The sequence below is a fragment of the Kribbella capetownensis genome, from assembly GCF_004331485.1.
Classification (GTDB): domain Bacteria; phylum Actinomycetota; class Actinomycetes; order Propionibacteriales; family Kribbellaceae; genus Kribbella; species Kribbella capetownensis.
In genome coordinates, this window is the sequence record NZ_SJKD01000002.1 from 103,512 (window position 1) to 129,008 (window position 25,497).

The 25,497-nt window shown below is 67.7% G+C and carries 26 protein-coding genes, 2 tRNA genes and 2 pseudogenes; 13 read left to right on the forward strand and 17 right to left on the reverse strand.

The genetic code is table 11. The features are described 5' to 3' along the window. The first annotated feature begins 53 nt into the window (after positions 1-53). Positions 54-446, forward strand: coding sequence for a DedA family protein (locus E0H75_RS44975; protein WP_420323294.1), 393 nt, complete (start codon positions 54-56; stop codon positions 444-446). Here the strand turns inward: E0H75_RS44975 and E0H75_RS10730 are convergent. The 4 genes from E0H75_RS10730 to E0H75_RS10745 all read right to left on the reverse strand — a co-directional run bounded on the left by E0H75_RS10730 (position 376) and on the right by E0H75_RS10745 (position 4,174). Continuing rightward, positions 376-1,080: a phosphatase PAP2 family protein gene (locus E0H75_RS10730; RefSeq protein ID WP_131513330.1), complete on the reverse strand. Its 705-nt coding sequence runs from the start codon at positions 1,078-1,080 to the stop codon at positions 376-378. The genes E0H75_RS44975 and E0H75_RS10730 overlap by 71 nt on opposite strands. A 6-nt stretch (positions 1,081-1,086) precedes the next feature. Further along, positions 1,087-1,785 (reverse strand): response regulator transcription factor, encoded by a 699-nt coding sequence (locus E0H75_RS10735; RefSeq protein WP_238162948.1) that lies wholly within the window; start codon positions 1,783-1,785, stop codon positions 1,087-1,089. A 40-nt stretch (positions 1,786-1,825) separates the two neighbouring features. Then, entirely contained in the window at positions 1,826-3,217 is a 1,392-nt protein-coding gene (locus E0H75_RS10740; RefSeq protein WP_131513331.1) for a sensor histidine kinase, read from the reverse strand. Between the two features lie 144 nt (positions 3,218-3,361). Continuing rightward, positions 3,362-4,174, reverse strand: coding sequence for a PIG-L deacetylase family protein (locus E0H75_RS10745; protein ID WP_131513333.1), 813 nt, complete (start codon positions 4,172-4,174; stop codon positions 3,362-3,364). A 138-nt stretch (positions 4,175-4,312) separates the two neighbouring features. Between E0H75_RS10745 and E0H75_RS10750 the strand changes: the two genes are divergently transcribed. From E0H75_RS10750 to E0H75_RS10765, 4 genes and pseudogenes are all read left to right on the forward strand, one after another. Continuing rightward, on the forward strand, positions 4,313-5,305 hold the full coding sequence (locus E0H75_RS10750) for a lysylphosphatidylglycerol synthase transmembrane domain-containing protein (RefSeq protein ID WP_165553618.1): 993 nt from the start codon (positions 4,313-4,315) through the stop codon (positions 5,303-5,305). Beyond that, entirely contained in the window at positions 5,302-6,105 is an 804-nt protein-coding gene (locus tag E0H75_RS10755; protein WP_131513338.1) for a glycosyltransferase family 4 protein, read from the forward strand. The genes E0H75_RS10750 and E0H75_RS10755 overlap by 4 nt, the downstream gene beginning before the upstream one ends. A 21-nt stretch (positions 6,106-6,126) precedes the next feature. Beyond that, the gene (locus E0H75_RS10760) at positions 6,127-6,381 is read left to right on the forward strand and encodes a glycosyltransferase (protein ID WP_131513340.1); all 255 of its coding nucleotides are present in this window, start codon (positions 6,127-6,129) and stop codon (positions 6,379-6,381) included. 83 nt (positions 6,382-6,464) lie between these two features. After that, positions 6,465-7,355, forward strand: a pseudogene (locus E0H75_RS10765) (FAD-binding oxidoreductase); the annotation flags it as partial. A gap of 588 nt (positions 7,356-7,943) precedes the next feature. On the opposite strand, the gene E0H75_RS10770 reads toward E0H75_RS10765, so the two are convergent. Continuing rightward, positions 7,944-8,498, reverse strand: coding sequence for a dihydrofolate reductase family protein (locus tag E0H75_RS10770; protein WP_131513344.1), 555 nt, complete (start codon positions 8,496-8,498; stop codon positions 7,944-7,946). A 76-nt stretch (positions 8,499-8,574) separates the two neighbouring features. Here E0H75_RS10770 and E0H75_RS10775 point away from each other — a divergent pair, with 76 nt between their 5' ends. Further along, positions 8,575-9,420, forward strand: a complete 846-nt coding sequence (locus E0H75_RS10775) for an AraC family transcriptional regulator (RefSeq protein ID WP_131513346.1) — start codon at positions 8,575-8,577, stop codon at positions 9,418-9,420. Positions 9,421-9,627: 207 nt separating this feature from the next. On the opposite strand, the gene E0H75_RS10780 is transcribed toward E0H75_RS10775, so the two are convergent. From E0H75_RS10780 to tenA, 4 genes are all read right to left on the reverse strand, one after another. Then, positions 9,628-10,308, reverse strand: coding sequence for a tyrosine-type recombinase/integrase (locus tag E0H75_RS10780; protein ID WP_165553620.1), 681 nt, complete (start codon positions 10,306-10,308; stop codon positions 9,628-9,630). A gap of 378 nt (positions 10,309-10,686) precedes the next feature. Further along, a tRNA-Lys gene (locus E0H75_RS10785) sits at positions 10,687-10,759 on the reverse strand. A 59-nt stretch (positions 10,760-10,818) separates the two neighbouring features. Next, positions 10,819-12,366, reverse strand: coding sequence for a phytoene desaturase family protein (locus tag E0H75_RS10790; protein WP_131513350.1), 1,548 nt, complete (start codon positions 12,364-12,366; stop codon positions 10,819-10,821). Beyond that, a complete protein-coding gene (tenA, locus tag E0H75_RS10795) occupies positions 12,363-13,025 on the reverse strand; it encodes a thiaminase II (protein WP_131513352.1) in 663 nt (220 codons plus the stop codon). The genes E0H75_RS10790 and tenA overlap by 4 nt, the downstream gene beginning before the upstream one ends. Before the next feature lie 94 nt (positions 13,026-13,119). Between tenA and E0H75_RS10800 the strand changes: the two genes are divergently transcribed. Continuing rightward, entirely contained in the window at positions 13,120-14,841 is a 1,722-nt protein-coding gene (locus E0H75_RS10800; protein WP_131513354.1) for an aminotransferase class V-fold PLP-dependent enzyme, read from the forward strand. A gap of 30 nt (positions 14,842-14,871) precedes the next feature. Here E0H75_RS10800 and E0H75_RS44020 read toward each other — a convergent pair whose 3' ends face one another. Together E0H75_RS44020 and E0H75_RS44025 are read right to left on the reverse strand one after the other, a co-directional pair. Then, positions 14,872-15,213: an ankyrin repeat domain-containing protein gene (locus E0H75_RS44020; RefSeq protein ID WP_238162949.1), complete on the reverse strand. Its 342-nt coding sequence runs from the start codon at positions 15,211-15,213 to the stop codon at positions 14,872-14,874. A gap of 253 nt (positions 15,214-15,466) precedes the next feature. Then, positions 15,467-15,967: pseudogene (locus E0H75_RS44025) on the reverse strand (ankyrin repeat domain-containing protein); the annotation flags it as partial. 111 nt (positions 15,968-16,078) lie between these two features. Between E0H75_RS44025 and E0H75_RS10810 the strand changes: the two are divergent. Genes E0H75_RS10810 through E0H75_RS10820 form a run of 3 tightly spaced genes read left to right on the forward strand, consistent with a single transcriptional unit; the run spans position 16,079 to position 17,616 of the window. After that, positions 16,079-16,528 carry a sensor histidine kinase gene (locus E0H75_RS10810; protein ID WP_165553622.1) on the forward strand — a complete coding sequence of 150 codons (450 nt, stop codon included), beginning with the start codon at positions 16,079-16,081 and terminating at the stop codon, positions 16,526-16,528. After that, positions 16,525-17,124 (forward strand): response regulator, encoded by a 600-nt coding sequence (locus tag E0H75_RS10815; RefSeq protein ID WP_131513358.1) that lies wholly within the window; start codon positions 16,525-16,527, stop codon positions 17,122-17,124. The genes E0H75_RS10810 and E0H75_RS10815 overlap by 4 nt, the downstream gene beginning before the upstream one ends. A gap of 9 nt (positions 17,125-17,133) precedes the next feature. Further along, the gene (locus E0H75_RS10820) at positions 17,134-17,616 is read left to right on the forward strand and encodes a RidA family protein (RefSeq protein ID WP_131513360.1); all 483 of its coding nucleotides are present in this window, start codon (positions 17,134-17,136) and stop codon (positions 17,614-17,616) included. Between the two features lie 33 nt (positions 17,617-17,649). Here E0H75_RS10820 and E0H75_RS10825 read toward each other — a convergent pair whose 3' ends face one another. The 6 genes from E0H75_RS10825 to E0H75_RS10850 all read right to left on the reverse strand — a co-directional run bounded on the left by E0H75_RS10825 (position 17,650) and on the right by E0H75_RS10850 (position 21,261). Then, positions 17,650-18,450, reverse strand: coding sequence for a hypothetical protein (locus E0H75_RS10825; RefSeq protein WP_131513362.1), 801 nt, complete (start codon positions 18,448-18,450; stop codon positions 17,650-17,652). Between the two features lie 13 nt (positions 18,451-18,463). Continuing rightward, entirely contained in the window at positions 18,464-18,952 is a 489-nt protein-coding gene (locus tag E0H75_RS10830) for a SigE family RNA polymerase sigma factor (RefSeq protein WP_131513364.1), read from the reverse strand. 67 nt (positions 18,953-19,019) lie between these two features. Continuing rightward, positions 19,020-19,253: a hypothetical protein gene (locus E0H75_RS10835; protein WP_131513366.1), complete on the reverse strand. Its 234-nt coding sequence runs from the start codon at positions 19,251-19,253 to the stop codon at positions 19,020-19,022. 244 nt (positions 19,254-19,497) lie between these two features. Continuing rightward, positions 19,498-19,570, reverse strand: a tRNA-His gene (locus E0H75_RS10840). A gap of 79 nt (positions 19,571-19,649) precedes the next feature. Beyond that, positions 19,650-20,270 (reverse strand): oligoribonuclease, encoded by a 621-nt coding sequence (gene orn, locus E0H75_RS10845; protein WP_131513368.1) that lies wholly within the window; start codon positions 20,268-20,270, stop codon positions 19,650-19,652. 82 nt (positions 20,271-20,352) lie between these two features. Continuing rightward, positions 20,353-21,261, reverse strand: coding sequence for a class I SAM-dependent methyltransferase (locus E0H75_RS10850; RefSeq protein ID WP_131513370.1), 909 nt, complete (start codon positions 21,259-21,261; stop codon positions 20,353-20,355). 134 nt (positions 21,262-21,395) lie between these two features. Between E0H75_RS10850 and E0H75_RS10855 the strand changes: the two genes are divergently transcribed. From E0H75_RS10855 to E0H75_RS10865, 3 genes are read left to right on the forward strand one after another with little or no spacing between them, the layout of a single operon-like run. Continuing rightward, positions 21,396-24,593 (forward strand): tetratricopeptide repeat protein, encoded by a 3,198-nt coding sequence (locus tag E0H75_RS10855; protein ID WP_238162950.1) that lies wholly within the window; start codon positions 21,396-21,398, stop codon positions 24,591-24,593. Positions 24,594-24,626: 33 nt separating this feature from the next. Next, entirely contained in the window at positions 24,627-24,977 is a 351-nt protein-coding gene (locus tag E0H75_RS10860; RefSeq protein WP_131513374.1) for a M23 family metallopeptidase, read from the forward strand. Positions 24,978-24,980: 3 nt separating this feature from the next. Continuing rightward, positions 24,981-25,457, forward strand: a complete 477-nt coding sequence (locus E0H75_RS10865) for a GNAT family N-acetyltransferase (RefSeq protein ID WP_238162951.1) — start codon at positions 24,981-24,983, stop codon at positions 25,455-25,457. The last annotated feature ends 40 nt before the right edge of the window (positions 25,458-25,497 follow it).

The following is a 25,497-nucleotide window of genomic DNA, read 5'->3' on the forward strand; positions in this document are numbered from 1 at the left end:
TGGACCCGAACAGTCTGCTGACGCATCTCGGACCGGCCGCGGTGTTGGTGGTGATGTTCGCCGAGACGGGGTTGCTGATTGGGATCTTCCTGCCAGGCGACTCTCTGTTGTTCACGGCGGGTCTGCTGACGACTACGGGGGTTCATCTGTCGTTGCCGCTGACGCTCGTGTTCCCTCCGCTGGGTGCGGTCGCCGGTGCCCAGGTCGGGTATCTGATCGGTCGACGGGCTGGCCCGTCGTTCGTCGATCGTCCGGATCGTCCCCGCCTGGCACGTCTGGCCGAGCGCAGCCGGCGACAACTCGAGTCGTACGGCGTCGGCCGCGCAGTGGTGCTGGCCCGATTCATCCCTGGTGTCCGCACTGTCATCCCGATCGTCATCGAGGTTCTGCAGCACCGCCGCCGCGACGAGTCTCGATCAGATGGATCGCCGTCGCGAGAACGCTGAGCCAGGTGAAGGCCATCGTCCATCCGGCCAGGACGTCCGTGGCCCAGTGATAGCCGAGGTAGATGCGGCTCAGTCCGATGGCGATGCTCAAGCCGATGGCGACCGTCGTGCCGACAATCTTGATGCTCCGGGCGGCTTTGGAGTACCAGAGCATGCCGGCGAGGAGCAGGAAGAACACTGTTGAGCTCAGTGCGTGTCCCGACGGAAACGAGAATCCGTGATTCACGGTGCCGAGTACCTGTTCGGCGTCTGGACGGTGCCGGCCGATCAGGACCTTGAGCGAGTAGGTGAGAGTCGCCGCACCGATCATGCCGACCGTCAGGATGACAGCCGGCTTCCACCGTCGCGTGAGTATGCGCAGGAGTGCCGCCACCACGATGGTCAGCCCAGTGAGGACCGGTACCTCGCCGATGAAGGTGAGGCCCCGGGCAGCGGTGCTCAGCTGCGGCGTACGACGCTCGATGAAGCTCCTGGTCACCGAGGGGTCGAAGCCTGCGAGGGCGTCGCCCTCTACTGCAGCATCGGCCAGGACCACGAACGCGATGATGCCGAGTGTGATCGCGAGTAGTCCCAGGATGGTTCGCCACGGCAAGTGCGCGGCTATGGCCCGGGCGCTCGCTCGGAGGCTGGTCACGCAGGATCAGCCGCCGTCCGGATCGAGGCGGTAGCCCATACCGCGGACTGTCTCGATGGCGTGCCGGCCGAATGGTGCGTCGAGTTTGATCCGCAGATAGCGGATGTAGACCTCGACGACGTTTGGGTCACCGTCGAATGCCGGGTCCCAGACGTTCTGGAGGATCTCGGACTTGCTGACCGTGTCTCCGCGGTGCCGCATCAGGAACTCGAGCAGACCGTACTCGCGTGGTGTCAGAACGATCTCGCGCCCGCTCCGCTCGACCCGCCGCCTGGCCGGATCGAGGATGAGGTCGCCTGCGGTCAGTACGACGGGTCGCTCCGGGCCACCACGACGGATGAGCGCGCGCAGCCGGGCGACCAGGATCAGGAAGCTGAACGGCTTGGTCAGGTAGTCGTCCGCGCCTAGGTCGAATGCGTCGGTCTGGTCGTACTCGCCGTCCTTCGCGGTGAGCATGAGGACCGGGGTCCAGACGTTCCTCGACCTGAGCTCTTCGAGAACTTTGTAGCCGTTGAGCTTCGGCAGCATGATGTCGAGAACGATGACGTCGTAGGTCTGTTCGGTCGCGGCCCAGAGGCCGTCCTCGCCGTTGTGGATGACCTCGACCACGAAGCCGGCGTCGGTCAGGCCGCGCCGGACCGTGTCGGCCAGCCGGACCTCGTCCTCGACGATCAGCACCTTCATGCTGCTCAGTGTGATCCCCATCTACTGAGAATGAGCTGAGCGGATCCGGCCGCGTCACCGGTCAATGGATTGGCAGCGTCACGGTGGCGGTGGTTCCGCCTCCGTGCCGGGAAGCGAGGCCGACGCTGCCGCGGTGTGCCTTGGCTATCTCGAGAACGATGGACAGGCCCAGCCCTGAGCCGCCACTCGCACGGGCCCGGCTGGTGTCGAGGCGGACGAAGCGTTCGAAGACGCGGTTGCGATCGGCCTCGGGGACGCCGTCTCCGTCGTCTTCGATGGTGAGCACGGCGTGGCCGTCGATCTCTGCCGTGCTGAGCCGGACCGTGCTGTGTGCGGCCCGGGCTGCGTTGTCGACGAGGTTTCGGATGAGTTGGCTGAGTCGTAGCGGATCTCCGACGAGCCGGACCGGGTGCACGTCGGTGGCGACTGCGAGGTCGCGGGCGGCCTCGCGTAGACGCCGTACTTCGGCCTCGACCAGATCGTCGAGATCGACGTCCGTCCGGTGCATCCGCAGGCCGGCGTCATCGGCCTTGGCCAGAAGCAGGAGGTCCTCGACCAGCCGTCGCATGCGATCCGTCTCAGCCTCCATCACCTGACGGAGCTCGTGCCAGGCGCGCCCGGTCGTGTCTGCGTCAATGACTTCCAAGGCAGCTGTGAGCGTGGCCAGTGGCGACCTGAGTTCGTGGCTGGCGTCGGACACGAAGCGGCGCTGTGTCGCCTGACCGGACTGCAACCTGTCGAGCATCTCGTTCATCGTCACGGCCAGCCGGGCGATCTCGTCCTGGGTCTCGGGAACGGGCACCCGTTCAGTCAAATCGCTGGACTCGATGCCCTGGACGCGCGAACGGATTCGCTCGACGGGGCCGAGCGCCTGCCCGACCAGGATCCAGCCGGCGACGCCGACAACGATCAGCAGGATCGGGAATCCGACGAGGAGGTACTTCGTGACGGTCGTGACCGTCTCACGTTGAGTCTCGACGGACGACGCCACGACCACGATATAGCTCTGCCCGGCATACTCGACACCCCGCGCGAGAATCAGATAGTCATGATCGTCGTCGATCAACGGCATCTCCCCGACCTCAGCTCGGGCGATGTCGCCCGGCGTCGGTCGCAGATCGGTGAGCGCCAGGCCGTCGGCGCGAGCAGACGACGCGGCAACGACCCGCCCTGACCTGTCGAGGACTTGAATCAGCTGGCTGGACCGGGTCGACTCGGCAAGGTCGTTGCTGAGCGTGGCGACTCCCTCCTCGCTCACCTGGCTGGCGACCTCTGCCGCGCGGCCGTCAGCCGCGTCGGACACGCTCGTGATCAGCGCCCGCTGGAGCAGGAGCAACAGAACGGCGGCGCCGAGCGCCATCGCCGCTGCGACCACGATGACGGCTGCCGCGGTGGATCTGCTGCGCACGCTCGCGCGACTCAGTCGCTGACTCGCGTCACGCAGTGCGGACAATGCGCGTCCTCCTTGCCCTCTGATGAGGTGTCGGCGCGCCCGAGGTTCCACACGACCATCGTCGCAGGTCGGACAGTCAGACCGCGGACGGGCCGAGGCGTGTGTCAAGTCTCACCGGCGGGCGCTGAGAACAGGCTGAGAGGGTCAACGCAGCGACGCGAACACGTCGTCCAGCAGGGTGCCGGGGGTGCGCCCGTGCTCGACGTACCACTCGTATCCGAGCATGCGCCGGAAGAGCCACCGCGGGAGGCCGAGCAGCAGACCGAGGGTACGGGCGCCGCTGTCGGAGCTCGCCTGGCTGGCGTGCGCTTGGAACGACCCCCGCTTCTGATCCGTGAATGGACGGACGTCGACGCGGTGCGTGATCATCGACGTGGGCGAGTACGCCTCGTCGTAGTCGGCGGCTTTCACGGCAGGCAGCACGCCGGGGATCGCCTCGACGATCCGGACGAGACGCCGGATCAGGCGGCGGTCGATGGTTGCCTCCAGCACCAATGGCGTCCCGGCGCGGTGAGCGGCGTAGGAACCGACGGCATGGACCTGGCGATGATCCGGATGGCCGTACCCGCCGGAGGGGTCGTAGATCGTCAGCGCGTCGGCCTGCTCCTCACGCAGCAACTCGATCAGGGGCGCAGCGGCGTCCGCCGGCGGATGCCGGCTGAATGCCCCCTCTCGAGGCTGCCCGGACGACCCCGAGTCCATGAATCCGAACCGCACGACTCGCGCACAACCCAATGCCGCTGCCGACCGGTCGAGCTCATCCCTTCTGGACGCCGCAAGCCGCCCAGGAGATCCGTACGACGACGCTGCGGCTCCAGCCGCACCGTCGGTGGCGACGGCCAGCACGACACGATGTCCCTCCGCCGAGAGCCGCGCCAGGGTTCCGCCCATCAGCAGGGCCTCATCGTCGGGATGCGCGTGGAAGGCCACAAGTGTGAACGGGCCTGGATGCGCCATGGCTCGAGCATCGCACCTACGGTGGCTGTCGCCTAGTTGCTCTCAGCACCCTCTCAGCGACTGCCTTCCAGGCTTGATCCCGATCGGTCAGGTCGAGGCTCGGTAGAGGTGATGATGAACGGCGCGAGACAGCGACGGGTGATTGTGACCGTGCTGAGCGGAACGCTCACCACGGCGCTGGTGGTGTTCCTGCCACGCGCGGTTGGTGCGACGTGGAGTGCAGTCGGGGCTGTCCTCGGTCAGCTGTCGTTCGGGTCGGTCGCGGTCCTTGCCGTCGTTTGGATCGCCGGGCTCTGGTCTCATTCGTTCGTTCTGGCTGCTTCATTGCCAGGGCTGTCGAAGCGCCGGGGACTGACTCTCAGTCTGACCGGCAGCGCCGTTGCCAACGTGCTGCCACTCGGGGGAGCGGCCGGCACGGCACTGAACTTCGCGATGATTCGTCGGTGGGGCTTCAGTTCGACGGCGTTCGGCGGCTTCCTCGCGGTCACGACGCTGGTGAACGTCGCTTCGAAGCTCGGAGTGATCGCGGTCGCCCTGGGGTTGGTGCCGATCCTCCACAGCATGTCTGTGTTCGGGGCCGAGAGTCTCCTGTTCGTCCCCGTCCCTCTCGTGGCGCTCGTCGCGGTCTGGATACTGGTCGACGAGCGAGTCGCCGTGGGCATCGGCTCGGGGCTGGACAAGGCCATTGGTCTGGTCAGACCGTCGCGGCTCAGGGAGCGGATTCCTCGGCACCGAACCTCGATGCTGCGGGTACTGCGTGCGGGTTGGCGCGCGATGGCTGCCGGAATGGTCGCCTACCTCGGCCTGCAGTTCGCGCTCCTGTGGCTCTGTTTCCAGGCGCTCGGCATTCCGCTGAGCCTGCCGGTGCTTTTGACCGGACTCGCCGTGGAACGGCTGCTGACCCTTGTTCCGGTCACGCCAGGAGGTGCCGGCGTGGTCGAGGTCGGGACAAGCGCGGCCCTGGTCTCGCTCGGCGGAGATCCGGCCGGTGTAGCTGCCGGGCTCCTGCTCTTTCGTGGTTTCACGTACCTGATGGAGATTCCGGTCGGTGGAGTGCTCCTCGCGATCTGGTCGTGGCTCCAACGCCGAACGCCGAGTCAGAGCAACCAACTCGACTCGGTGGCGGGATGAAAGTCGCTCTGGTCAGTGACTGCTACCTCCCCAGGCTGGGCGGGATCGAGCTTCAGGTACACGATCTCGCTGCAGAGCTGATCCGCGCCGGGCACGAGGTCACGGTCTTCACGACCACCGACGGATCCTCAGCGGCAGGGGACGTTCCCGTCGTTCGGCTACCCGCCGTCCGCGGGATTCCTCTGCCTGCGGCGGTTCAGCATCTCCACAGCCACCTCGAGAGCTTCGATGTCGTCCATGCCCACTCGTCGTTGATCTCCCCGCTCGCGTGGCGAGCTGCACGGATGGCCGAGAACGCCATCATCACGATGCACTCACTGCCGAGTCCGTCCATGCCATGGCCGGCGACGCAGATCGATCGGTACGTCGGCGGTGCCCGATGGACCGCGGTCAGTCAGGCAGTCGCCACGGTCCTTCGGCAGGCGCTGACTGGCCGCTCCGTCGAGGTTCTGCACAACGGGATCGATCCGGCCTTCTGGCGACGGTCGCGCAGTGCGACCGGGCCGATGACCATCGTGAGTACGATGAGGTTGACCCGGCGCAAGCGTCCGATCGCCTTGCTGCGGACACTCGAGGCTGTCCGCGATCTCGTACCGGGCCATGTGCCCCTGCGCGCATCGATTGCCGGCTCCGGGCCGCAGGCGAGGGCCGTGGCCGGCGAATCCCGCCGGCGCGGGCTCAGCGGATGGGTGGATTTCCCGGGAAGGCTGACACGCTACGAGATCCGGGGGCTGTACGCCTCGGCCGACCTGTACCTGGCACCAGCTGAGCTCGAGTCCTTCGGTATCGCTGCGCTCTAAGCGAGGTGCGCCGGCCTACCCGTGATCGCCATGTCCTCCGGAGGCGTCGGCGAGTTCGTTCGATCAGGGCTCGAGGGCCACCTGGTCGAGAGCGACTCGCAGATGGCGGCGACGACGGCAGCGCTTTTGGTAGATCCCGTGGCGCTGTCGCGCATGCAGCAACACAATGAGCAGACGGATCCAGTCATGACCTGGAGCCATGTCACCGATCAGCATCTGGCGGTGTATCGGACTCAGCATGCTCTCAGCGCACTCGCCGTACGGTCGGCATCATGACCCTCGACGACGCGAGCACCCTGGCGCTGTCCGGTTGAGGGAGGGCGGTCTGTCGCCCCTCCCGGGTACGACGGCCGGCCGACGACGCCGCCCTCGTGGATTTGGTGCTTGCCGAGCCGAGGATCACGATCCGTGGTGCGGGGAAGAGTTACGGCGATGCGGCCCTTCCGTGCGGCGGCATCGTGCTGGACATGATGTCCCAGGCACGCATCGTGTCCTTCGACCAGAGCAGCGGAGTCCTCGTCGCAGAGGCCGGCGTGCTCTTGAAGGACATCATCGAGCAGACCCTGCCGCTCGGCTGGAACCTGCCGGTGATACCGGGCACGGAGCGCATCTCGGTTGGCGGCGCGATCGCTGGCGATGTCCACAGGAAGAACCACCCGGGCGCCGGGAGTTTCGCCCGGCATGTCCTGTGGCTGGCGTTGTTGCGCTCGGACGGGACGATCACCGAACTGTCGCCTGCCAGGGACGCGGACGGCTTCTGGAGCACCGTAGGTGGGATGGGTCTGACCGGCGTCATCGTGCGCGCCGCGCTGCAGCTACAACGGGTGGACACCGGCTGGGTGATCCGGAACCGGCTCCGAACGAGATCGCTGGACGAGTCCCTTGGAGCGATGCAGGACCTTGCGATCCGCCAGGAGGCTGATCCGGCGCAGTTCGCGATCGCCTGGCTGGACGCGCGAGCAAGCGGTGGATCCCTCGGTCGCGGGATCGTGGATGAGTGCTATCCCGCTTCCAGCCGAGACCTTCCCAACTCTGTCGCACCGTTTCCGGAGCGACGTGATCCGATGGTGCGGACCAGACGGTCGCTTCCAGGTCCGGATGTTGTCTCGAGAGCAACAATCGCATCCGCGCCCGGGCGTCCTGACGACGACCTGGGTGGTGCCGTCAGCGCTGCCGCCGCGTCCGGTCGTCGTGTCGAACAACCCACTGGCGCCGTGGACCAGCGGACGACGAGTGGCCTGAGATGCTGAATTCCTTGCCTGGGTACGGCGGCCTGGGAGTGCTTGCCGACGGCAATCTGTTCGCGACCGCGGGCTGGGGAGTGGGATGACGGCGCGGATCCTGCTGATCGAGGACGACGCGGACCTGTCCCGTCTGCCGTCACGAAGCACCAGCGCGACAGCAGGACGGTTCGGTATACCTCATTCTCACCCACCACCAACCGTCACCTAATTAACGACACGGACCACTAGCGGCCGCCTGTACGCCGAGCTGGAGCGGCAACCCCGAACCGGTGCGGCCGGCGCGTGACCCCTGCATCCCGCGTCGGCACTGCCCACCGAATCCTTCCCTCAGTCGACTCATCGACGCTAGCCCCTCAATGACACTTGAAGTCAAGAGTGGATCGACCACCCTGCAGCACGTTGGTCCGCTCCTGGCCATTCATAGCTGGTCTCGCGCAGCAAATCGGTGACCTCGCCTGACTCCTTCCGATACCGGTCGTACATTCGGCGAGTGCTGATCGCTGCCAGCCCTGAATGGCCATTTCCAGGAAGCGCCCGCGAGGCCCTCTGCCCAGGCTCGGATCACGGCCAGGCTAGGAGGTGAGCAGCGGGGTACTAGCTGCGCCGGTACCGGAGGTAGACGACTTGCGAGAAGGTCCGCGTGTTGATGAGCTCAAGGTCGAGCCTCTTCGGCAGTGATGGGAAGTACGGCGTACCGCCTCCGAGCACGACGGGATTCACGAACAGCCGGTACTCATCGATGAGGTCCTTTTCGGCAAGGGATGCGGCGAGCCTGGCACCGCCTACGGACACGATGCCGGCGCCGGGTTGACTCTTCAACTCGGCCACCTCGTCGGCGACATCGCTTCGTGCCAGGCGGGCGTTGCCTTCGACCGTGGTCAGGGTGGTTGAGAAGACCACTTTCGGGATGGCCTTCCAGATGCGGGCGAATTCGAGTTCCCGTGGGTCGGTGTGGGTCTGTTCGGCCGTCTCCCAGCCCAGCATGTCCTCGTAGAGCCCTCGCCCGCACAGGTGCCCGGTGAGCTCTCGAGTCTGGTCGTTGTGAAAGCCCAGTAGCTCCTCGTCAGGCGCGGCCCAGTCGATGGCGCCGTCCGGTCCAGCGATGTGACCGTCCAGGGACACGGACATGGAGTAGATCAACGTTCGCATCGGATTCCTTACTCGCGGCGAGGGGCACGTTCTGCGCGTGGTCTGCGCTCGAAACAGACTGTATGGTGCCGGAGGTATGACCGTCTCTGCCGATTCGGCCAAAGATCGGGTCCGAGCGGCCACCACCGGATTGGTCGAGCTGCGGGAAAATGGTCGGTGGGTGGGCGGCAGCCACCTGTACGACGGTGGTGAGCAGCTAATCACCGGCTGGCACTTTCACGACGTGCACGAGATCGAATACGCCTGCCGTGGGGTGGTGGAGGTCGAGACGGAAGCCGGTCATTACCTGCTGCCGCCCCACCAAGCGGCATGGATCCCGGCCGGCCTGCATCATCGGACGACGTTGAACGCTGGTGCGCAGATCCTCGCGGTGCTCTTCGAGCCAAACCTCGTTCCAAGGGCCGGAGACCGGGTTCGAATCATTGCCGTGTCCACACTGCTTCGCGAGATGATGCTCCACTCGGCGCGATGGCCGATCTCGCGTGCCGAGTCCGGAGTGGAAGCAAACTCGTTCTTCCAGACCCTCGGGTATCTGGTTGCGGAAGCGCTGGACGACGAGATGCCGTTGAACCTGCCAGTCTCGACCGACCCGCTTGTCATCGCGGCCACGGACTACACCCGTGATCACCTCGACCAGGTGGCAATCAGTGACGTGACACGCGCGGTCGGGGTCTCCGAACGAACACTGCGCCGTATCTTCAGCACCCACTTGTCCATGTCATGGCGAAGCTACCTACTACGTGCTCGTGTTCTTCGTGCGATGGGCCTGCTGGCCCAGCCGCACTGTTCCATCCTTGACGTCGCGATCGCCGTGGGTTTCGACGATGTCGGGGCGTTCGCTCGATCCTTCGCCAGGCACTGCGGGGAGACCCCCTCTGCCTACAAACGCCGAATAATCAAGCGAGGTCAAAAGCTCCGCTAACTGCGAACTGCACGAGAGACGCAGCGAGATGAACCGCAGTCCGCGCCTCCTCCGGCGTCTCAGCGCGGGTCGGGCCCGGGCCGCCGTGCCGTGACGTCTGACCGTCCCACAACATCCGCATCATGTGTAGGACCGTTGCCACGCCGCCAGCCTTGCCGTCGGCAATGGCGAATTTCCACTTCGCAGGCTTGTTTGCAATGTCGGCGATCATGGTTCCAAGGGTCTGCTTGGTGTTTGAGGGGAGACCCTCACAGCCATCGCAGCTTCGGTTGCCTTGATTGCTTCGAGATTGACCTCCGACCAAACACTGGCGAGGGCTTCGCCGATGCGTACGCCGGTGCCGAGCATGAAGGTGACCAGGTCGGGGAGGTCGGGGAGGTCGGCCTGGACGGCGCGGTCATCGGTGGCCAGGCTCTTGCGGAGGAGGGTGACCTCCTCGCCGGTGAGGGCGCGTGGTGGGTTCCTGGGTTTGGCTTCGATGGCGTCGACTTCGCGGACAGGATTGACGGAGGTGGCGCCGTAGCGGACGGCGAGTTTCATGGCGCCGGAGATGATGGCGCGGCAGGTCTTGGCGGTGGGGGCGCCAGAGGTGTCCTTGATCTTGGACAGCACGGTGTCGATGCGTGGGCTGGTGGCTTCGCCGATGCGGAGTTCGCCGAAGGCGGGGCGGATGTGGTTCTTGAGGGCGCGCCGGTAGGTGTCCAGGGAGGTGGGCGAGCGTTTCCCGTCCGCGACCATGCCTTCGAATCTCTTCTCCCAGAGGTCGAGGAGGTGGCTGATCTTGTGCATCGCCGAGAGGGCGCCGGACTGGTTGGTCCTAGTGCGGTCCTGGAGCTTCTGCTTCAAGGCGGTCTCGGCACCAGTCTTGCTGCGGCCGACGGCGGTCACTGGGCGAACGTGACCGTCGTGATCGCGGAACCTGGCCTTCGCCAGATAGGTGCCGGGCCTACCCCTGGCGTCGGTCCTCTCGACGCGAGTCGAGATGCTTCCCCACGTTCCGATGGGCAGCGGTGGCCTCGACATATCAAGCCTCCAACCTGTCTGACGGTTGGACGCTCAACGCTTGCCAAAGCGCGAATCCGCGGATCCGGCAACGACGCGAACTGATGTGATGTGACGCACAGTCACGATGAGATGAAAGCATGGGAGGTGACCTGGTCGACCAGCCGGAGTCACACGATGGCGGCTCAGGACGGCAAAGTGGTCAGTTTGTGGTTTGTTCCGGACACCACGAAGCCCAGGGCACCGTGGTGGCCTGGGCTTTTGTGCGCCGCCAGGGACTCGAACCCCGAACCCGCTGATTAAGAGTCAGCTGCTCTGCCAATTGAGCTAGCGGCGCTTGTGGTGCTTTGGAACGATGAGGATCGTAGCAGGGCGGCGGGGGAGATGCGAAATCGGTTAGCGGGTGAGGATGGTCATGGCGGCGTTGTGGCCGCCGAGGCCGGAGACGGCGCCGCCTCGGCGGGCGCCGGAGCCGCAGAGGAGGAGATTGGCGACGTCGGTTTCGGTGCCCCAGCGACCGGTGTCGGCGTCGTCGGTGGCCCAGGGCCACTGGAGGTCGCCGTGGAAGATGTGGCCGCCCGGCATGCCGACGGATTCCTCGATGTCGTACGGCGTCTTGGCCTCGATGCACAGGTTGCCGTCGATATCGCGGGCGATGCAGTCCTCGAGCGGCTCGGCCAGGTAGGAGTCCAGGCCGGCCAGCACGCGGCGAGCCGCCTCGGCCCGGGCCACATCGTTGTCGGAGGCAAACAATCGGGCCGGGAAGTGGACGCCGAACACGGTCAGCGTGTGGTGGCCGGAGGCAACCAGTTCCGGTGAGAGGATCGACGGGTCGGTGAGCGAGTGGCAGTACACCTCGGACGGCGGCGTCGACGGCAGCGCACCAGAAGCAGCCGTTTGATAGGCGGACTCCAACTGGCTGTAGTCCTCGTCGATGTGGAACGTCCCGGCGAACGCCCGCGCCGGATCGTCACCCGACTTCAACGCCGGCAGCCGCGACAGCAGCAGATTGATCTTGAGTTGCGATCCCTCCGGTCGATCACCGGTAGGACGACCACGCAGCGCATCCAAAGTGGCCGGAGCGACGTTCGACAGCACGTAGGAGCAGTCGACCGACCGCTCGCCGTCCCCGCCTAGCCAGGTGACAGACCCGCGTACGCCGTCTGCCTCGACGGACGTCACCGACGCGTTGGTCACCAGCGACGCACCAGCCCGCCGAGCAGCAGCGGCCAGAGCGTCCGTCACCACGCCCATGCCGCCGACCGGCACCCGCCACTCGCCAGTGCCGTTGCCGATCAGGTGGTAGAGGAAGCACCGGTTCTGGATCAGCGACTCGTCGTGCAACCCGGCGAATGTCCCGATCACCGAGTCCGTCGCTACCACGCCGCGTACGGTGTCGTCCGCGAACCGCCGCTCCACGGACTCACCGAACGGCCGCTCGACCAACTCGTCCCACAGCGCGGCGTCGACTCGGGAGCGCATCTCGGCCGCCCACTGCAACGGCTCAAGCAGAGTGGGCGCGATGGCGGCGGCCAGTGAGCCCACTGAGCCGTAGAAGGATGTCCAGGCGTCGTACTCGGAGTCGCTCCCGGTCAGGGCAGCGAACGAGGCGCGAGTCGCCGGACCCTCCGGTCGCTCGACGAGGAGACCGAGGTCGCGGCCGGAGCGGCGTACCGGGGTGTACGACGCGACCGCGCGGGACCGGAGGTCCAGACCGAGGCCCAGGTCGGCGACGACCTTGTCGGGCAGCAGGCTGACCAGGTACGAGTACCGCGACAGCTTGGCGTCGACGCCGGGGAACACCTGCTGGCTGACCGCGGCGCCGCCGGTGTGCGGCTGCTGCTCGAGGATCAGCGTGGTCAGGCCGGCCTGCGCCAGGTAGGTGGCGGCGACGAGGCCGTTGTGCCCGCCACCGACGATCACGACGTCGTAGAAGTCCATCATCCGACCGGCCAATCGAGCTTGTGGTACGCGGCGTCCCAGAACATCCATTCGTAGCGGCAGGTTGTGGCGAAGTGCTGATGACATCGTTCCCGCTCGGAGGCACTGACGTCCAGCCCATCGGTCACAGCCAGCACCGACTCGACAACAGCGTCGAACTCGTCCGAGCCGTAGGTCTCGATCCACTGCCGGTACAGCGGGTCCGGCGACGACCGCTTCAGCAGTTCGCGGCCGACGTCGCGGTAGATCCAGTAGCAGGGCAGTACGGCGGCCACGGCCTCGGCGTACGTCCCCGTCGCGCACACCGCGGTCAGATAAGACATGTACGCCGTTGTCGTCGGCCCGGACCCCGCTGCGTCGACATCAGCCGCGGAGATGCCCAGCGAGCCGAGCAGAGAGGTGTGCAGCGACCGCTCGACGGCGATCGCGTTGGCGGCGTGCAGCGCGAACATGCTGACCGCGTCCTCATCCAACGCGCGGCCGGCGACCAGGCTGAGTGCGCGTGAGTAGGCGCGCAAGTAGTGACTGTCCTGGACGATGAAGTAACGGAACGCGTCGTGGTCCAGCGTCCCGTCGGTCAGCCCGGTGATGAACCGATGACGGACGATCTCGTCGTACACGGAAGCGCCACCGCGGTCCCACAGCTCGCCGGAAAACGTCATCCCAACTCCCTCGCCGTCGACTGGCACCGACCTTATCCACAGCACGCGATTCGGACACGAGACGTAGGTCACTCGACGGCTCTACCCTGACGCCATGATGATCCAGGGGGAGCGAGTCGAGGCGCCTCCGGATACGCCGTTGCTGCGGCGGATCCGGGCGTCGGTGATCGGGGACGACCAGGTGATGCCGGGCCCGTACGGTCCGCGCCGGGTCACGTATGCGGACTACACCGCCTCCGGGCGCGCGCTCACGTTCCTGGAGGACTTCATCCGCGAGGAGGTGCTGCCGCGGTACGCGAACACCCACACCGAGTCCAGCGGCACCGGTCTGCAGACCACTCGCCTGCGTGAGGACGCCCGCCGGATCATCCTCAACAGCGTCGGCGGTGACGACGAGACCGCGGTGATCTTCTGCGGCACGGGCGCGACCGGCGCGATCGACAAGCTGATCGGCATCCTCGGCCTGCGCATCCCGGCCGAGCTGGACGACACCTATCACCTGACCGATCACATCCCGCGGGACCAGCGGCCGGTCGTCTTCATCGGGCCGTACGAGCACCACTCCAACGAGCTGCCGTGGCGTGAGTCGATCGCCGACGTGGTCGTGATCAGCCAGGACCACGACGGCCACATCGACATCCCACAGCTCGAACAGAGACTGATCGAGTACGCCGCCCGCCCGCTCAAGATCGGGTCGTTCTCCGCGGCCAGCAACGTCACCGGCATCGTCAGCAACACGCAGCGGGTCTCGGCCCTGCTCCATCAGTACGGCGCTCTGTCGTTCTGGGACTGTGCGGCCGCAGCGCCGTACGTGGAGATCGGCATGTACGCCGGCCGCGAGGTCGATCCGCTGTCGTACAAGGACGCGATCTTCCTCAGTCCGCACAAGCTGATCGGCGGTCCTGGGACTCCCGGCGTACTGGTCGCCCGGCGCGAACTGCTCCGCAACCGCGTCCCCGATGTACCTGGTGGCGGGACGGTGCGGTACGTGAACCAGTTGGAGCATCGCTACATCGAAGACCCCGTGCATCGGGAGGAGGGCGGCACACCGGCGATCATCGGGTCGATCCGCGCCGGCCTCGCGTTCCAGCTGAAGCAGGCGGTCGGCATCGACGTGATCCGCGCCCACGAGGACTCGTACCTGCGCCGAGCGGTCGAGGCCTGGAAGAGCGAGCCGAAGATCCAGATCCTCGGCAATCTGGATGCCGAGCGGTTGTCGATCGTTTCGTTTGTGGTGAAGGCACCTTCCGGGCGGTTCCTGCACCACAACTTCGTGGTTGCGCTGCTGAACGACCTGTTCGGCATCCAGTCGCGCGGAGGGTGTTCGTGCGCGGGCCCGTACGGCCACACCCTGCTCGGAATCGACCTGGTGCAGTCGCATGAGTTCGAAGAAGAGGTCATGCACGGCTGCGAGGGAATCAAGCCGGGCTGGGTCCGGGTGAACTTCAATTACTTCATCTCGGAGGCCGTCTTCACCTACGTCGTCGAGGCGGTGAAGCTGGTCGCACGGGACGGCTGGCGGCTGCTCGGTGACTACCGCTTCGACCCCACCAACGGGTTGTGGCGGCACCATCGCGGCGCGGTCGAGCCACCGCTGCGGTTGTCCGAGGTCGGGTACGACGCCGACGGGACATTGCGCTACCCGCGCCACGACCACACGGCGCCGGAGTCGGCCCTGCAGGTCTACCTCGCCGAGGCGCGCGACCTGCTGTCCACCTGCCAGGAGGAGAGCATCCATCATGAGGGCACGGTGAACTCCGAGTTCGACCACTTGAGGTGGTTCGACCTTCCGTCCAGGTGTTTGAGCCACGACTGAGTACCTGGTGAAGCGGCTGACGCCGGGCGGCTAGTTCGCGGCTTCCAGGATTGCCGCGATCTCGTCGTACCCGCGGCTGCGCGCGTGCTGGAGTGGCGTGACGCCGTCGCCGTCGGGCAGCGACGGGTCGGCGCCGGCGGCGAGGAGGATGCGGACGATCTCCTGCCACGGCTCGGTGCCCTTGCCGAGGATCACGGCCTCCAGCAAAGCGGTCCAGCCGAGGTCGTTGACGTGGTTCACGTCGATCGTGGTCTGTACGACGCGGCGGACGTAGTCGACATGGCCGCGTTCGCCGGCCGGGATCACCGAGATGCCGCCGAAGCGGTTGCGGAGCTTGAGGTCCGGGTTCGCCGGGAGCAGAGTCTCGAGCATCGCCACGCTGCCGGTGACTCCCGTGACGGGACTCCAGCGGTGCGCCCGCTGCCAGCGCCGCGGCGGTCTTGTTCGCGTCGCCTGCCGTGGCTGCGGCAAGCAGGGCGGAGGCTGCGGAAGCCGGGCGCTCGGTCGTGAGTACGGCGGTCACGGCGGTCTGACCTAGCTTCTGCGCATCTTGTACTGGGGTGGTTCCGTCACGCTCGGCCGGGCGGTCTCGGTCGGCGCCCGCGGCGATGAGCAGGCGGACGGTGTCGACGTACTGCTGGGTGCCCTTGCCGAGGAGCACTGCCTCGTGCAGAGCTGTCCAGCCGAGGCGGTTGACGTGGTCGACGGCTACGCCGGCGCGGAGCAGGCGGGCGACCACGGCGGCGTGACCGCGTTCGGCTGCGCGGATCAGTGCTGTGCCGCGGTAGCTGTCGAGGCTGCGGACGTCGGCGCCGTGCTGGAGGGTGAGGTCGAGGAGGTCGAGGTAGCCCTCGCTCGCCGCGATCAGGAAGGCGCTCTGGACGGTGTCGTCGACCGCGTTGACGTCGGCGCCCGCGGTGATCAGACGGCGGGCCTGGGCGACGTCGTTCTCCCGGGCGGCGGCGATGAGTTGGGTGTCGAGAGTGTCGTCGGTCGGCACGAGCGAAGTCCTCGGAGTGGTCGGAGTGGGCTGAGCGGTCGGAGTTGGGGCTGAGGCGGCTGTGCAGCCGGTGGCCGCCGTCACCAGGATGACGGCAGCCACGGCGATCGGGCGACGGCGGGTCATCGGCGCGGCGGGGTCAGGGCAACCACCTGGTACGGCGGGAGCCCGACCGGCTCGTCGAACTTGCGGGCGACGGCGGCGACTGCGCGCGACGGGTTGGACGAGGTACGCCGAGTGGTCCAGGATCTGGCGCCCGCGGAGTTGGCGAGCGGTCCGGGGGAGCCGGCGCTGCCGGATGCACTGCGGCAGACCTGCGAGCGGCTCGCCGTGCACGCGAGTGTGGAGGTCCGCGTCCAGGTGCACGGGACGGCGGTGCCGCTTGGCGCCGAGATCGAGACCGCGTTGCTACGGACTGCGCGCGGTGCACTGGCTAATGTGCTGGAGCATGCAGCTGCGAGCACAGCCGTGGTGACGCTGACCAATCAGCCGGACGCCGTCGTACTCGACGTCCGCGACGACGGCCGTGGACTGCCGGACCGCACTGCCAGCACAGATCCGGATCGTGGACGAGGTCTGACCGGCATCCGCGCCCGCCTGCGCGAGCTGGGCGGGACTCTGGTGCTGGAGAGCGAGCCAGGTGAGGGTACGGCGCTCGCAGCGTCCGTCCCGCTGGTGCGCTCATGATCCGGGTTGCGCTGGTCGACGACCATCCGGTGGTCCGGGCGGGGATGCGGGCACTCGTCGAGGGGCAGGAGGACCTGTCCGTGGTCGGTGAGGCGTCCGACGCGCACAGTGCCGAGCAGTTGGTCGCCGCGGTCCGGCCGGACGTCGTACTGATGGATCTCAATCTGGGCTCCGGCCCTGGCGGTGCTGAGGTGACTGCGCGGCTGCGGGCACTGCCGGAACCGCCGCAGGTCCTGGTGCTCACGACGTACGACACCGAGGCCGACATCATGAGCGCGATCTCCGGCTACCTCCTGAAGGACGCACCGCCCGACGATCTGTTCCGCGCCATTCGTGGCACTGCCCGCGGCGAGGTCATCCTGGCGCCCGCGATCGCGGCCCGGCTGGTGAAGCGCTCCGGACCGACGCTCACCGAACGCGAGGTCGAGATCCTCGGTCTCCTCGCGACCGGCCGGTCGAACCGCGAGCTGGCCCGGCAGTTGTTCGTCAGTGAGGCCACGGTCAAGTCCCACCTGTCGCACATCTACACCAAGCTCGAAGTCGACACCCGCGCCGCCGGCGCCATCGTGCAACGCATCATTCGACCACCGTCCTGAGGAAACCGCATGGAGATCGAGAAGAGACTGGCCGAGCTGGGACTCACATTGCCGGAGCCAATGCAGCTGCCCGGCGTTACGCTGCCCTTCCCCTGGGTCCGCGTGTACGGCGATCGCGCGTACGTCTCCGGTCACGGGCCACTCACCTCCGACGGGAAGCTGCCGGAACCGCTCGGCAAGGTCGGCGCGGAGGTGACGGAAGAGCAGGCGTACGACGCGGCCGCGTTGACCGCATTGTCGATGCTGGCCTCGTTGCGCCGGGAGTTGGGCGACCTGGACCGGATCGTTGCCTGGCTACGGGTCTTCGGGATGGTGAACGTCGCGCCGGGATTCCATCGGATGCCGGCGGTGATCAACGGCTTCTCGGACGTGATCCTGCAGTTGTGGGGTGTGGAGGCGGGGCAGCACGCGCGCTCGGCGGTCGGCCAGGCCGCCCTTCCCTTCGACATCCCGGTCGAGATCGAGGCCGAGGTCGTCATCACACCACGCTGACAGGCCCGGCCGCTGTGCAGCCGGGCCTGTCAGCTACCTGCCCTTGCGGTTGGCCGACGGCTTGTCGGTGGTCGAGGGCTTGACGGCGGTGGCGGCCGGGAACTTCCAGGTCTTGCTCCGGGCCATGGTGGCGAGTTGGGCGGCGGTGAACAGCGGCTTCGCGCGGGTGTGCTTGATCCCCTTCTCGGCCGGCCCGTTGTAGTTCACGAGACCGATGTAGCGGCCGTCGGGGTAGGACAGCTCGACGCGGTTGAGGAAGACGCCGTACTGCTCGTTGCGGGCGTCGGAGTACTCCGGCTCGTCGGAGGAGGAGTACATGCTCGAGCCGTCGGGGTTGGTGGTGCAGCCGGGGCCGCCGCCGAAGCAGGGGTTCGCCGTGCCGTCCGCGGACAGCATGACCTCGACGAGGGACGCGCCGTTGCCGTCGTCGACGAGGTACGACGCCCCGATGAAGCCACCCTTCGCGCTCCCGTGGACCGTCGGTTCTGACAGCGTGCGGCCTGGCGCCGCGATCAGGCGCTTGAGGGTCGCGAGAGCCTGCTGCGGTGTGCCCGCGGCCGGCTTGGCGAGCGGAGTCGGGGTCACGATCGGGACCGGCGTACCCGAGACGGAGGCCTCGGACGGCGTACCCAGCAACTGGATCCCGCCCGCGACGAGTCCGGCGGTGGCCAGTACGGCGCCCGCTCCGGTCACGGAGAGCAGCGTCGTACGCCGGCGGCGTAGCCGGAGTCCCTGCTGGACGGTCCGGTCGAGGAGGTCGGTGCTGACCGGCTCGAGGTTCTCGGTGGCCCGGTCCATCAGGCTGGGCAGCGTGTCGTTCAGGTTGTTCATCATGTTCCTCTGGGTTTCAGTGGGCGATCAGCTGTACGGCGTTGTCACCCAGCACCACGCGCAGGCGGTCCAGTGCCCGGGCCGTCCGCGTAGTGATCGCGCTGGCGTTCTTTCCGAGATCGAGCGCGACCTGCTCAACGCTGCGATCTTCGAAGTACCGCAGCACCAGCACAGCCCGATCCAACGGCGCCAACTCGCCCAGCGCCTCCCGCAATGCCATCCGGAGCTCGACATCGCCGACCCGCGCCACCTGCTCAGGCAGCTCAGCAGTAGGCCGCTCCGACCAACTCCGTCGCCGCCGCTGCGAAATGAACGTCCGAGCCATCGCAGTCCGCGCATAAGCCCCCGGATTGTCGATCCGGGCCCACGTCTTCAGCATGTTCGCGAGCGTGTCCTGGACAAGATCCTCAGCATGATGCCGGTCGCCAGTCAGTAACCAAGCCGTCCGGTACAACCGAGGTATCCCCGCCCGAGCAAACTCCTCGAAGTCTCCGGTACCCGCCATCCCCAGCCTCTCGTCGACGCCTACACCCCACAAGACGCACCGACAGGGCAGTCAGATCACACCCGACTCAGAAAACCTTCGACAGCACCCAAACGCAGAACGCCAGCAGCCCCACCACGAACGTCACAACCAGCACGACGCCATACCCAAACCACGCCGACCCCGAGATTTTCACAGCCCCATCCCACCAGCCCAGACACAAACAGACAAACCACATCAGCCACAGCCGAAAGCCGACAAACCACCCCAGCCACACAAACCCGACCGACCACCCCAGCCAGCGCAGATAGCCGACCGACAACCCCGGCCCCCGCGGAAACCCGACCGACAACCCGGCCCCGCGGAAACCCGACCGACAACCCCGGCCCCCGCGGAAACCCGACCGACAACCCCGGCCCCCGCGGAAACCCGACCGACAACCCCGGCCGAGGTAAGGGGGTGTGGGTGGCGAAGCCCCCACCCCGCGGCAAGCGAAGCGCAGCCGCACAAAATGCCGACGGCGACCCGCCTGCGCTCTCCGCAGGCATGGGTCGCCATCGACGTCGGGTGAGTGACGGGACTCGAACCCGCGACCACCTGGACCACAACCAGGTGCTCTACCAGCTGAGCTACACCCACCATTGCCGTCCGCGTGCGACGGCTGAGCAATCATAGCGACGATGTCCGGGGACATGAAATCGGCCCCGGACGGCCCTGTTCAGGAGGCGGGCTGGGAGTCTCCGACGGGGTCGTTGATGACGCTGGCGGCGGCCCGGGCGGTGTCGGAGTCGGGTCCGGGCTGGGGCACGAACACGGTCCGGCGGTAGTACCGGAGCTCTTCGATGCTCTCGGTGATGTCGGCCAGGGCGCGGTGGTTGCCGGTCTTGGCGGGGGTGGCGTAGTACACCCGCGGGTACCAGCGGCGGACGAGTTCCTTGATGGAGCTGACGTCGACGTTGCGGTAGTGCAGGTGGGCTTCGACCTTGGGCATGTCGCGGACGAGGAAGGTCCGGTCGGTGCCGACGGAGTTGCCGGCCAGGGCGGCCTTGCGCGGTTCTTTGACGTAGCCGGAGATGAAGTCGAGGACCTGCTGTTCGGCGTCGGCGAGCGGGATACCGGTGGCGAGTTCGTCGAGCAGGCCGGAGCCGGTGTGCATGTCGCGGACGAAGTCGCCCATCTGCTCGAGGGCGGCTGGTGGTGGTGCGATCACCAGGTCGATGCCGTCACCGAGCACGTTGAGCTCGTAGTCGGTGACGAGTACTGCGACCTCGATCAGGGCGTCTGCCGCCAGGTCGAGGCCGGTCATCTCGCAGTCGATCCACACCAGCCGGTCGTTCATGGGCACCCACCTTACGGCGAGCCGCCGACACGTTGGCGCCCGGATGCTCGAACTCCCGGCGTGGCGTGGACCTGGAGGGCGGTCAGCGGGGGGCGTGACCGAGGTGGATGCTGCGCACGGACAGGACGAAGAGGTCGGTACGACGGCCGAGGTACTGGTCGCCGTCCGGGTCCAGGAGCCGTTCCCAGCTGGCGAGATCCTCCGGATTCAACCACTCACCGTCGCCGGGGCTCACATGACCGTGGCCATGCCCATGGCCATGCCCGTGTGTGGGCTCGGCGTCGAGGGTGAGTCGCTCGACCCGGTGCCGGAACTGGGTGACGACGCGGTCGCGCTCCTCGTCGGACAATGGAGCCGGCGTCTCGGTCATGATGCTGCGCGTCGTGACGTCGGTGAAGCCCGCGCGGGTCAGCGCGTCGGTCCAGCCGTACGGCATCGGCACTGTGCCCGGGAGCGACTCACGCATCGCCTTGAACCAGCGGTCCTGGGCGTGATCGAGCCGCAGTTCGAGTCCGGGCTCGCCCACACCGAGGTCCCACGGCAGGCTGCGGGCCGGCAGTCCGCTCTCCGCGAGCGCCAGCCGACCGCCGGGTGCCAGAAGCGACGCCAGCGCGTCGACCGCCGCCTGCTGGTCGGCTGCGTGATGCACTGCGCCGGCAGCCCAGATCAGGTCCGCCGGTGCATCGATTGCCTTACGCAACGGCTCGGCGCCGTCATCCATAGACGCCAGCTCACACCTGACTGCGCCTGCGGTGTGCTCCCGGGCCTGCTCCAGTACGTCGGGGTCCGAGTCGATCGCCACCACGGTCGCACCGGCCGTCAGAGCCTCTGCCAGTGCCTTGGCCATCCCGCCGCCGCCACAGCCGACGTCTACCGCCACCTGGTCGGTCTCGCGGACCAGACTGGTCGCCACCGTCCTGTTCCAGCCCGCTTCCCCCTCTGCCGAAGCCCGCAACCGTCCAGCCTGCTCTGCCCAATCAATCTGCACCATGCCTCCAGTCTCGGCCGCCGACCGTTGCTTCACCTCATCCTTTTGCCAATCCGGCAACTAGATCAGGGCTGGCACGGTTGCGGCGTACCTCTGCAGGGTGCTGTCCTGTTGGGGATTCTGGGGAGGTGAGGCGGGTGGAGTCTGGGACCGTGGGGCGGCCGCGGCTGGTGGCGTTGCTGGATGAGGGGGTTCAGCGACGGCTGCTGACCGTGGTGGCGGACGCCGGGTTCGGGAAGTCGACGCTGTTGGGCTCATGGGCGGCCGGACGAGCCTGTGCCTGGCACACCGTGCGCGCCGAGGACGGTTCGCTGTCCGCCATGGTGTCCGGCCTCGTCGGTGCGCTCCGGCGGCAAGTGCCCGAACTGGACACCATCCCGGCCGAGCTGCAGAGCCCTCGCGGACCGGACGCCGACGCCGAGCAGCAGACCAGAGCCCTCGCGTACGCTGCTCTGCTCGCCGACGCCTTGGACGCGAACCTCAGCAACGACCTGGTACTGGTCCTCGACGACCTGCACGAGCTGGACCCGGCCGCACCCGCGACCAAGCTCGTCGAGGGTCTGATCCGCACCGCTCCGCCGAACCTGCACGTGGTTGTTGCCTCCCGCACCCCGATGCCCTTCGGGATCGACCGGCTCCGCGGCCGCGGCCAGGTGCTGGAGATTGACGCCACCGCTCTCGCGTTCACAGTCGCCGAGACCCTCGCCGTACTGGAGAACGTTCTCGGCGATGGCACTGAGGATCTTGCCGAACCACTCCAGTCTGCGGTCCACGGCTGGCCGGCCGCCGTACGTCTCGCCGTGGAAGCACTGCGGACCGCACCCGCCGACCAGCGCGCCACCCGATTGCGCCGGGCTCTGCGCTCGGACGGCCCGCTCTACGACTACCTAGCCGAGGAGGTCTTCGCGGCCGAGCCTCCTGCGGTACGACGCCTGGTCGCCGGCGTGGCTGTATTACCAAGGTTCGGTGCGGAGCTGTGCAAGGCGATCGGACTCACCGACAGCGCGGAAACGCTGCAGCAGCTCCGCACGCGCGGACTGCTCGTGTCTGCCGGTGAGGACGACGGCTACGAGCTCAATCCGCTGGTGAAGAACTTCGCCACCGACAGACTGGTCGTCGACGATCAGGAGCTGACCGAGCTGTCGCTGCGAGCGGGGCAGTGGTTCGAGTCGGTGGGCGAGCATCGCGACGCCCTGGCGTGCTACCAGGCCGTCGACGCGGCGAGGGCGGCCCGCATGCTGACCGAACGCGGGCAGGCGATGGTCAGCGGCGGCATGGCAGAGACCGTGGTCGCGGCCGTCGGCGCGCTGCCCGCTGAGCTGCGCGACGCCGCGATGGACCAGCTGGAAGGGGAAGCCCGGCAGGTCCTCGGTGACTGGCAGGGTGCGATGGAGTGCTTCGACCGGATCATCGAGCCGGAGGGCGAGATCCCGGTCGCCATCGCCTGGCGGCTGGGGCTGATCCATCACCTGCGCGGCCAGACCGACGTGGCGATCGCGACGTACCAGCGTGGACGGATCGACGGGCGACACCCGACGGACGAGGCGCTCCTGCAAGCCTGGTGGGCTGGTGCGCACTGGCTGCGTGGCGAGTTCGAGGAGTGCCGCGCGCTCATCACCGCGGCGTACGAGACCGCCAAGGTCTCCGGCGACGACAGGGCACTGGCGATCGTGCACACCGTCCTCGCGATGCTGGCCGCGGTGGACAGCGACCCGCGCGGCAACTCCTCCCACTACGTGCGGGCGCTCGAACATGCGGAGCGTGCGGGTGACCTGCTGCAGGCGATCCGGATCCGGGTGAACCGCTCCTCGCACCACATCTCCGAAGGCGACTACGCACTCGGCCTGCAGGAGCTGGACATCGCGCTGGAGCTCGCAGATCGCGCCGGCTTCGCGGTGTTCCGGGCGCTGGCGTTGAACAACCGCGGCGAGGCGCTGCTCCGACTCGGTCGGCTGGACGAGGCCATCGGCGAGCTGGAGGCGTCCCGCGCGCTCTACCAGAAGCTCGAGTCCAAGCGCGTCGCTCAGCCGCTGTCGGTCCTGGGCGAGGTGTATCGCCAGCGTGGTGACCGCGCCCTGGCCAGAGCCTGTTTCGAAGAGGCCATCCCGATGGCCGAGGAGACCAGGGACATGCAGTCCCTCGTACCGTCGCTGGCCGGCCTGGCCAGGGTCCTAGCAGTGGAGGAGCCGGAGCGAGCCGCTGAGCTGGCCGCGCTGGCACGTCAGGCCGTCGACTACGGCCCGGTTCTCGGACTCTCCGGTGCACTGGTCGCTCTCGGCTGGGTCACCCTGCACGCGGGCAACCAGACCGGGGCGGCGGCCACTGCGGCGGAGGCTGCCGCGATCAGCCGCAAGCGCCGCGACCGGGCTGGTCTCGCCGACGCACTGGAGCTGTACGCCGCAGCGGGCGGTGGCGAGGTCCTGCACGAGGTGTTGAACATCCGCAGAGAGTTGGGCGACCAGCTGGGAGAGGCGCGGGCCGAGCTGATGCTTGCCGGGCGCACCAATGGTCCTGAAGGCCGTGAGCTGGCGCTGCGCGCCCACCAGCAATTCCTGGCGGCCGGCGCGACGCGCTACGCGGCAGCCGCGCTGGCGACAAGTGACGCGACCGGTCCGGCGCCGGTCCGCATCGAGTGCCTCGGCGGCTTCCGCGTCCTGCGGGCCGGCAAGGCGATCCAGCTCGGTGAGTGGCCTTCGAAGAAGGCACGCGACCTGCTGAAGATTCTGGTCGCCCGCCGCTGCCATCCGGTCGCCCGCGTCCAGTTGCTGGATCTGCTCTGGCCGGACCAGGACGAGTCGGTCGCCTCACCACGCCTCTCGGTAGCGCTCTCGACCGTCCGCTCCGTGCTGGACCCGAACAAGAGGTACCCGCCGGACGGCTTCGTCGGAGCGGACCGCGCGACGATCTGGCTGGATGGTGAGCAAACGGCCGTGGACGTGGAGCTGTTCCTGCACGACGCGCGGGAGGGCCTCAACACGGGCGATCTACGGTTGCTGCGCGCGGCCGAGGCGGCGTACAGCGGGGACTTCCTGGAGGAGGACGTGTTCGCGGACTGGGCTGCCGGGATGCGGGAGGAGGCGCGGGCGCTCTACGTCCGGGTGGCGCGGGTGCTGGCCGAGCGCGGCCGGCGTGACCCCGACGCGGCGGCCGGCTACCTGCTGCGGATCCTGCAGCGGGACCAGTACGACGAGCGCGCGCATCTGGGCCTGGTGTCGGCGTTCCAGGCGAGTGGTGCGCACGGCGAGGCCCGTCGGGCGTACCGCACCTACGTGCAGCGGATGGCAGAGCTCGAGGTCGAGCCGGCGCCCTGTCCGGGCGTGCCGACCCGGCTTTAAGGCTGCCTGAAGGTTCCGCCACACCATCTGAGGATGGCTGCGCCGGTGCACAACCCTGTGGTGGTCCGCGAGTTCGGGGACGCGGGTCATCCCGGTCGCGACTACCGCACCGAACCCGGTATGCCGGTCAGGGCGACCCTGGCCGGTGTGGTGGTCCAGGCCGGTGCCGGTGAGGTTGTGGTCGAGTCGAACGCCATCTGGCACGTGTACGAGCATCTGGGCGATGTCACGGTCAGCCAGGGGGAGACCGTGGAGACAGGGGACCGGCTGGGGGCGGCAACCGGTACCTACCTGCACTACGAGGAGCGGGTGGCGCCGTACGAGGCCGACGGCCACCGGAGTCCGCAGTTCGACCTGCACACGAATGCGCGGCGCTACGGTTGAGCCGTGATCACGCCCTTCCAGACCGCCCGCCTGGCGATGCTCCCGCTGAAGGTCGAGTACGCCGGGCAGATGGCCAAGGTGCTGGCCGATCCGGCGCTCTACACCTTCATCGGTGGTGAACCGCCGACGCTGGAGCGCATCGAGGCCCGCTACCGGCGCCAACTCGAGGGACCGGGGCGTCCCGATGAGCAATGGCTCAACTGGGTGATCCAGCACGACGACGTGCTCGTCGGCTACGTGCAAGCGACCGTCACCGGCAGTACCGCGGAGATCGCCTGGGTCATCGGCACCGAGTGGCAGGGGCGCGGCTACGCGAAGGAGGCCGCTCAGGGCCTGGTCGCCTGGCTGAACGCGCAGGGCATGAAGCGCATCATCGCCCACGTCCACCCGGACCACGCCGCCTCGGCAGCAGTCACCAAGGCCGCCGGTCTCACCCGCACGGACGAGCTGGACGACGGCGAGTACCTCTGGACGACATGACAGCAGCCCCCGACCGAAGATCGGCCGGGGGCTGCTGGGT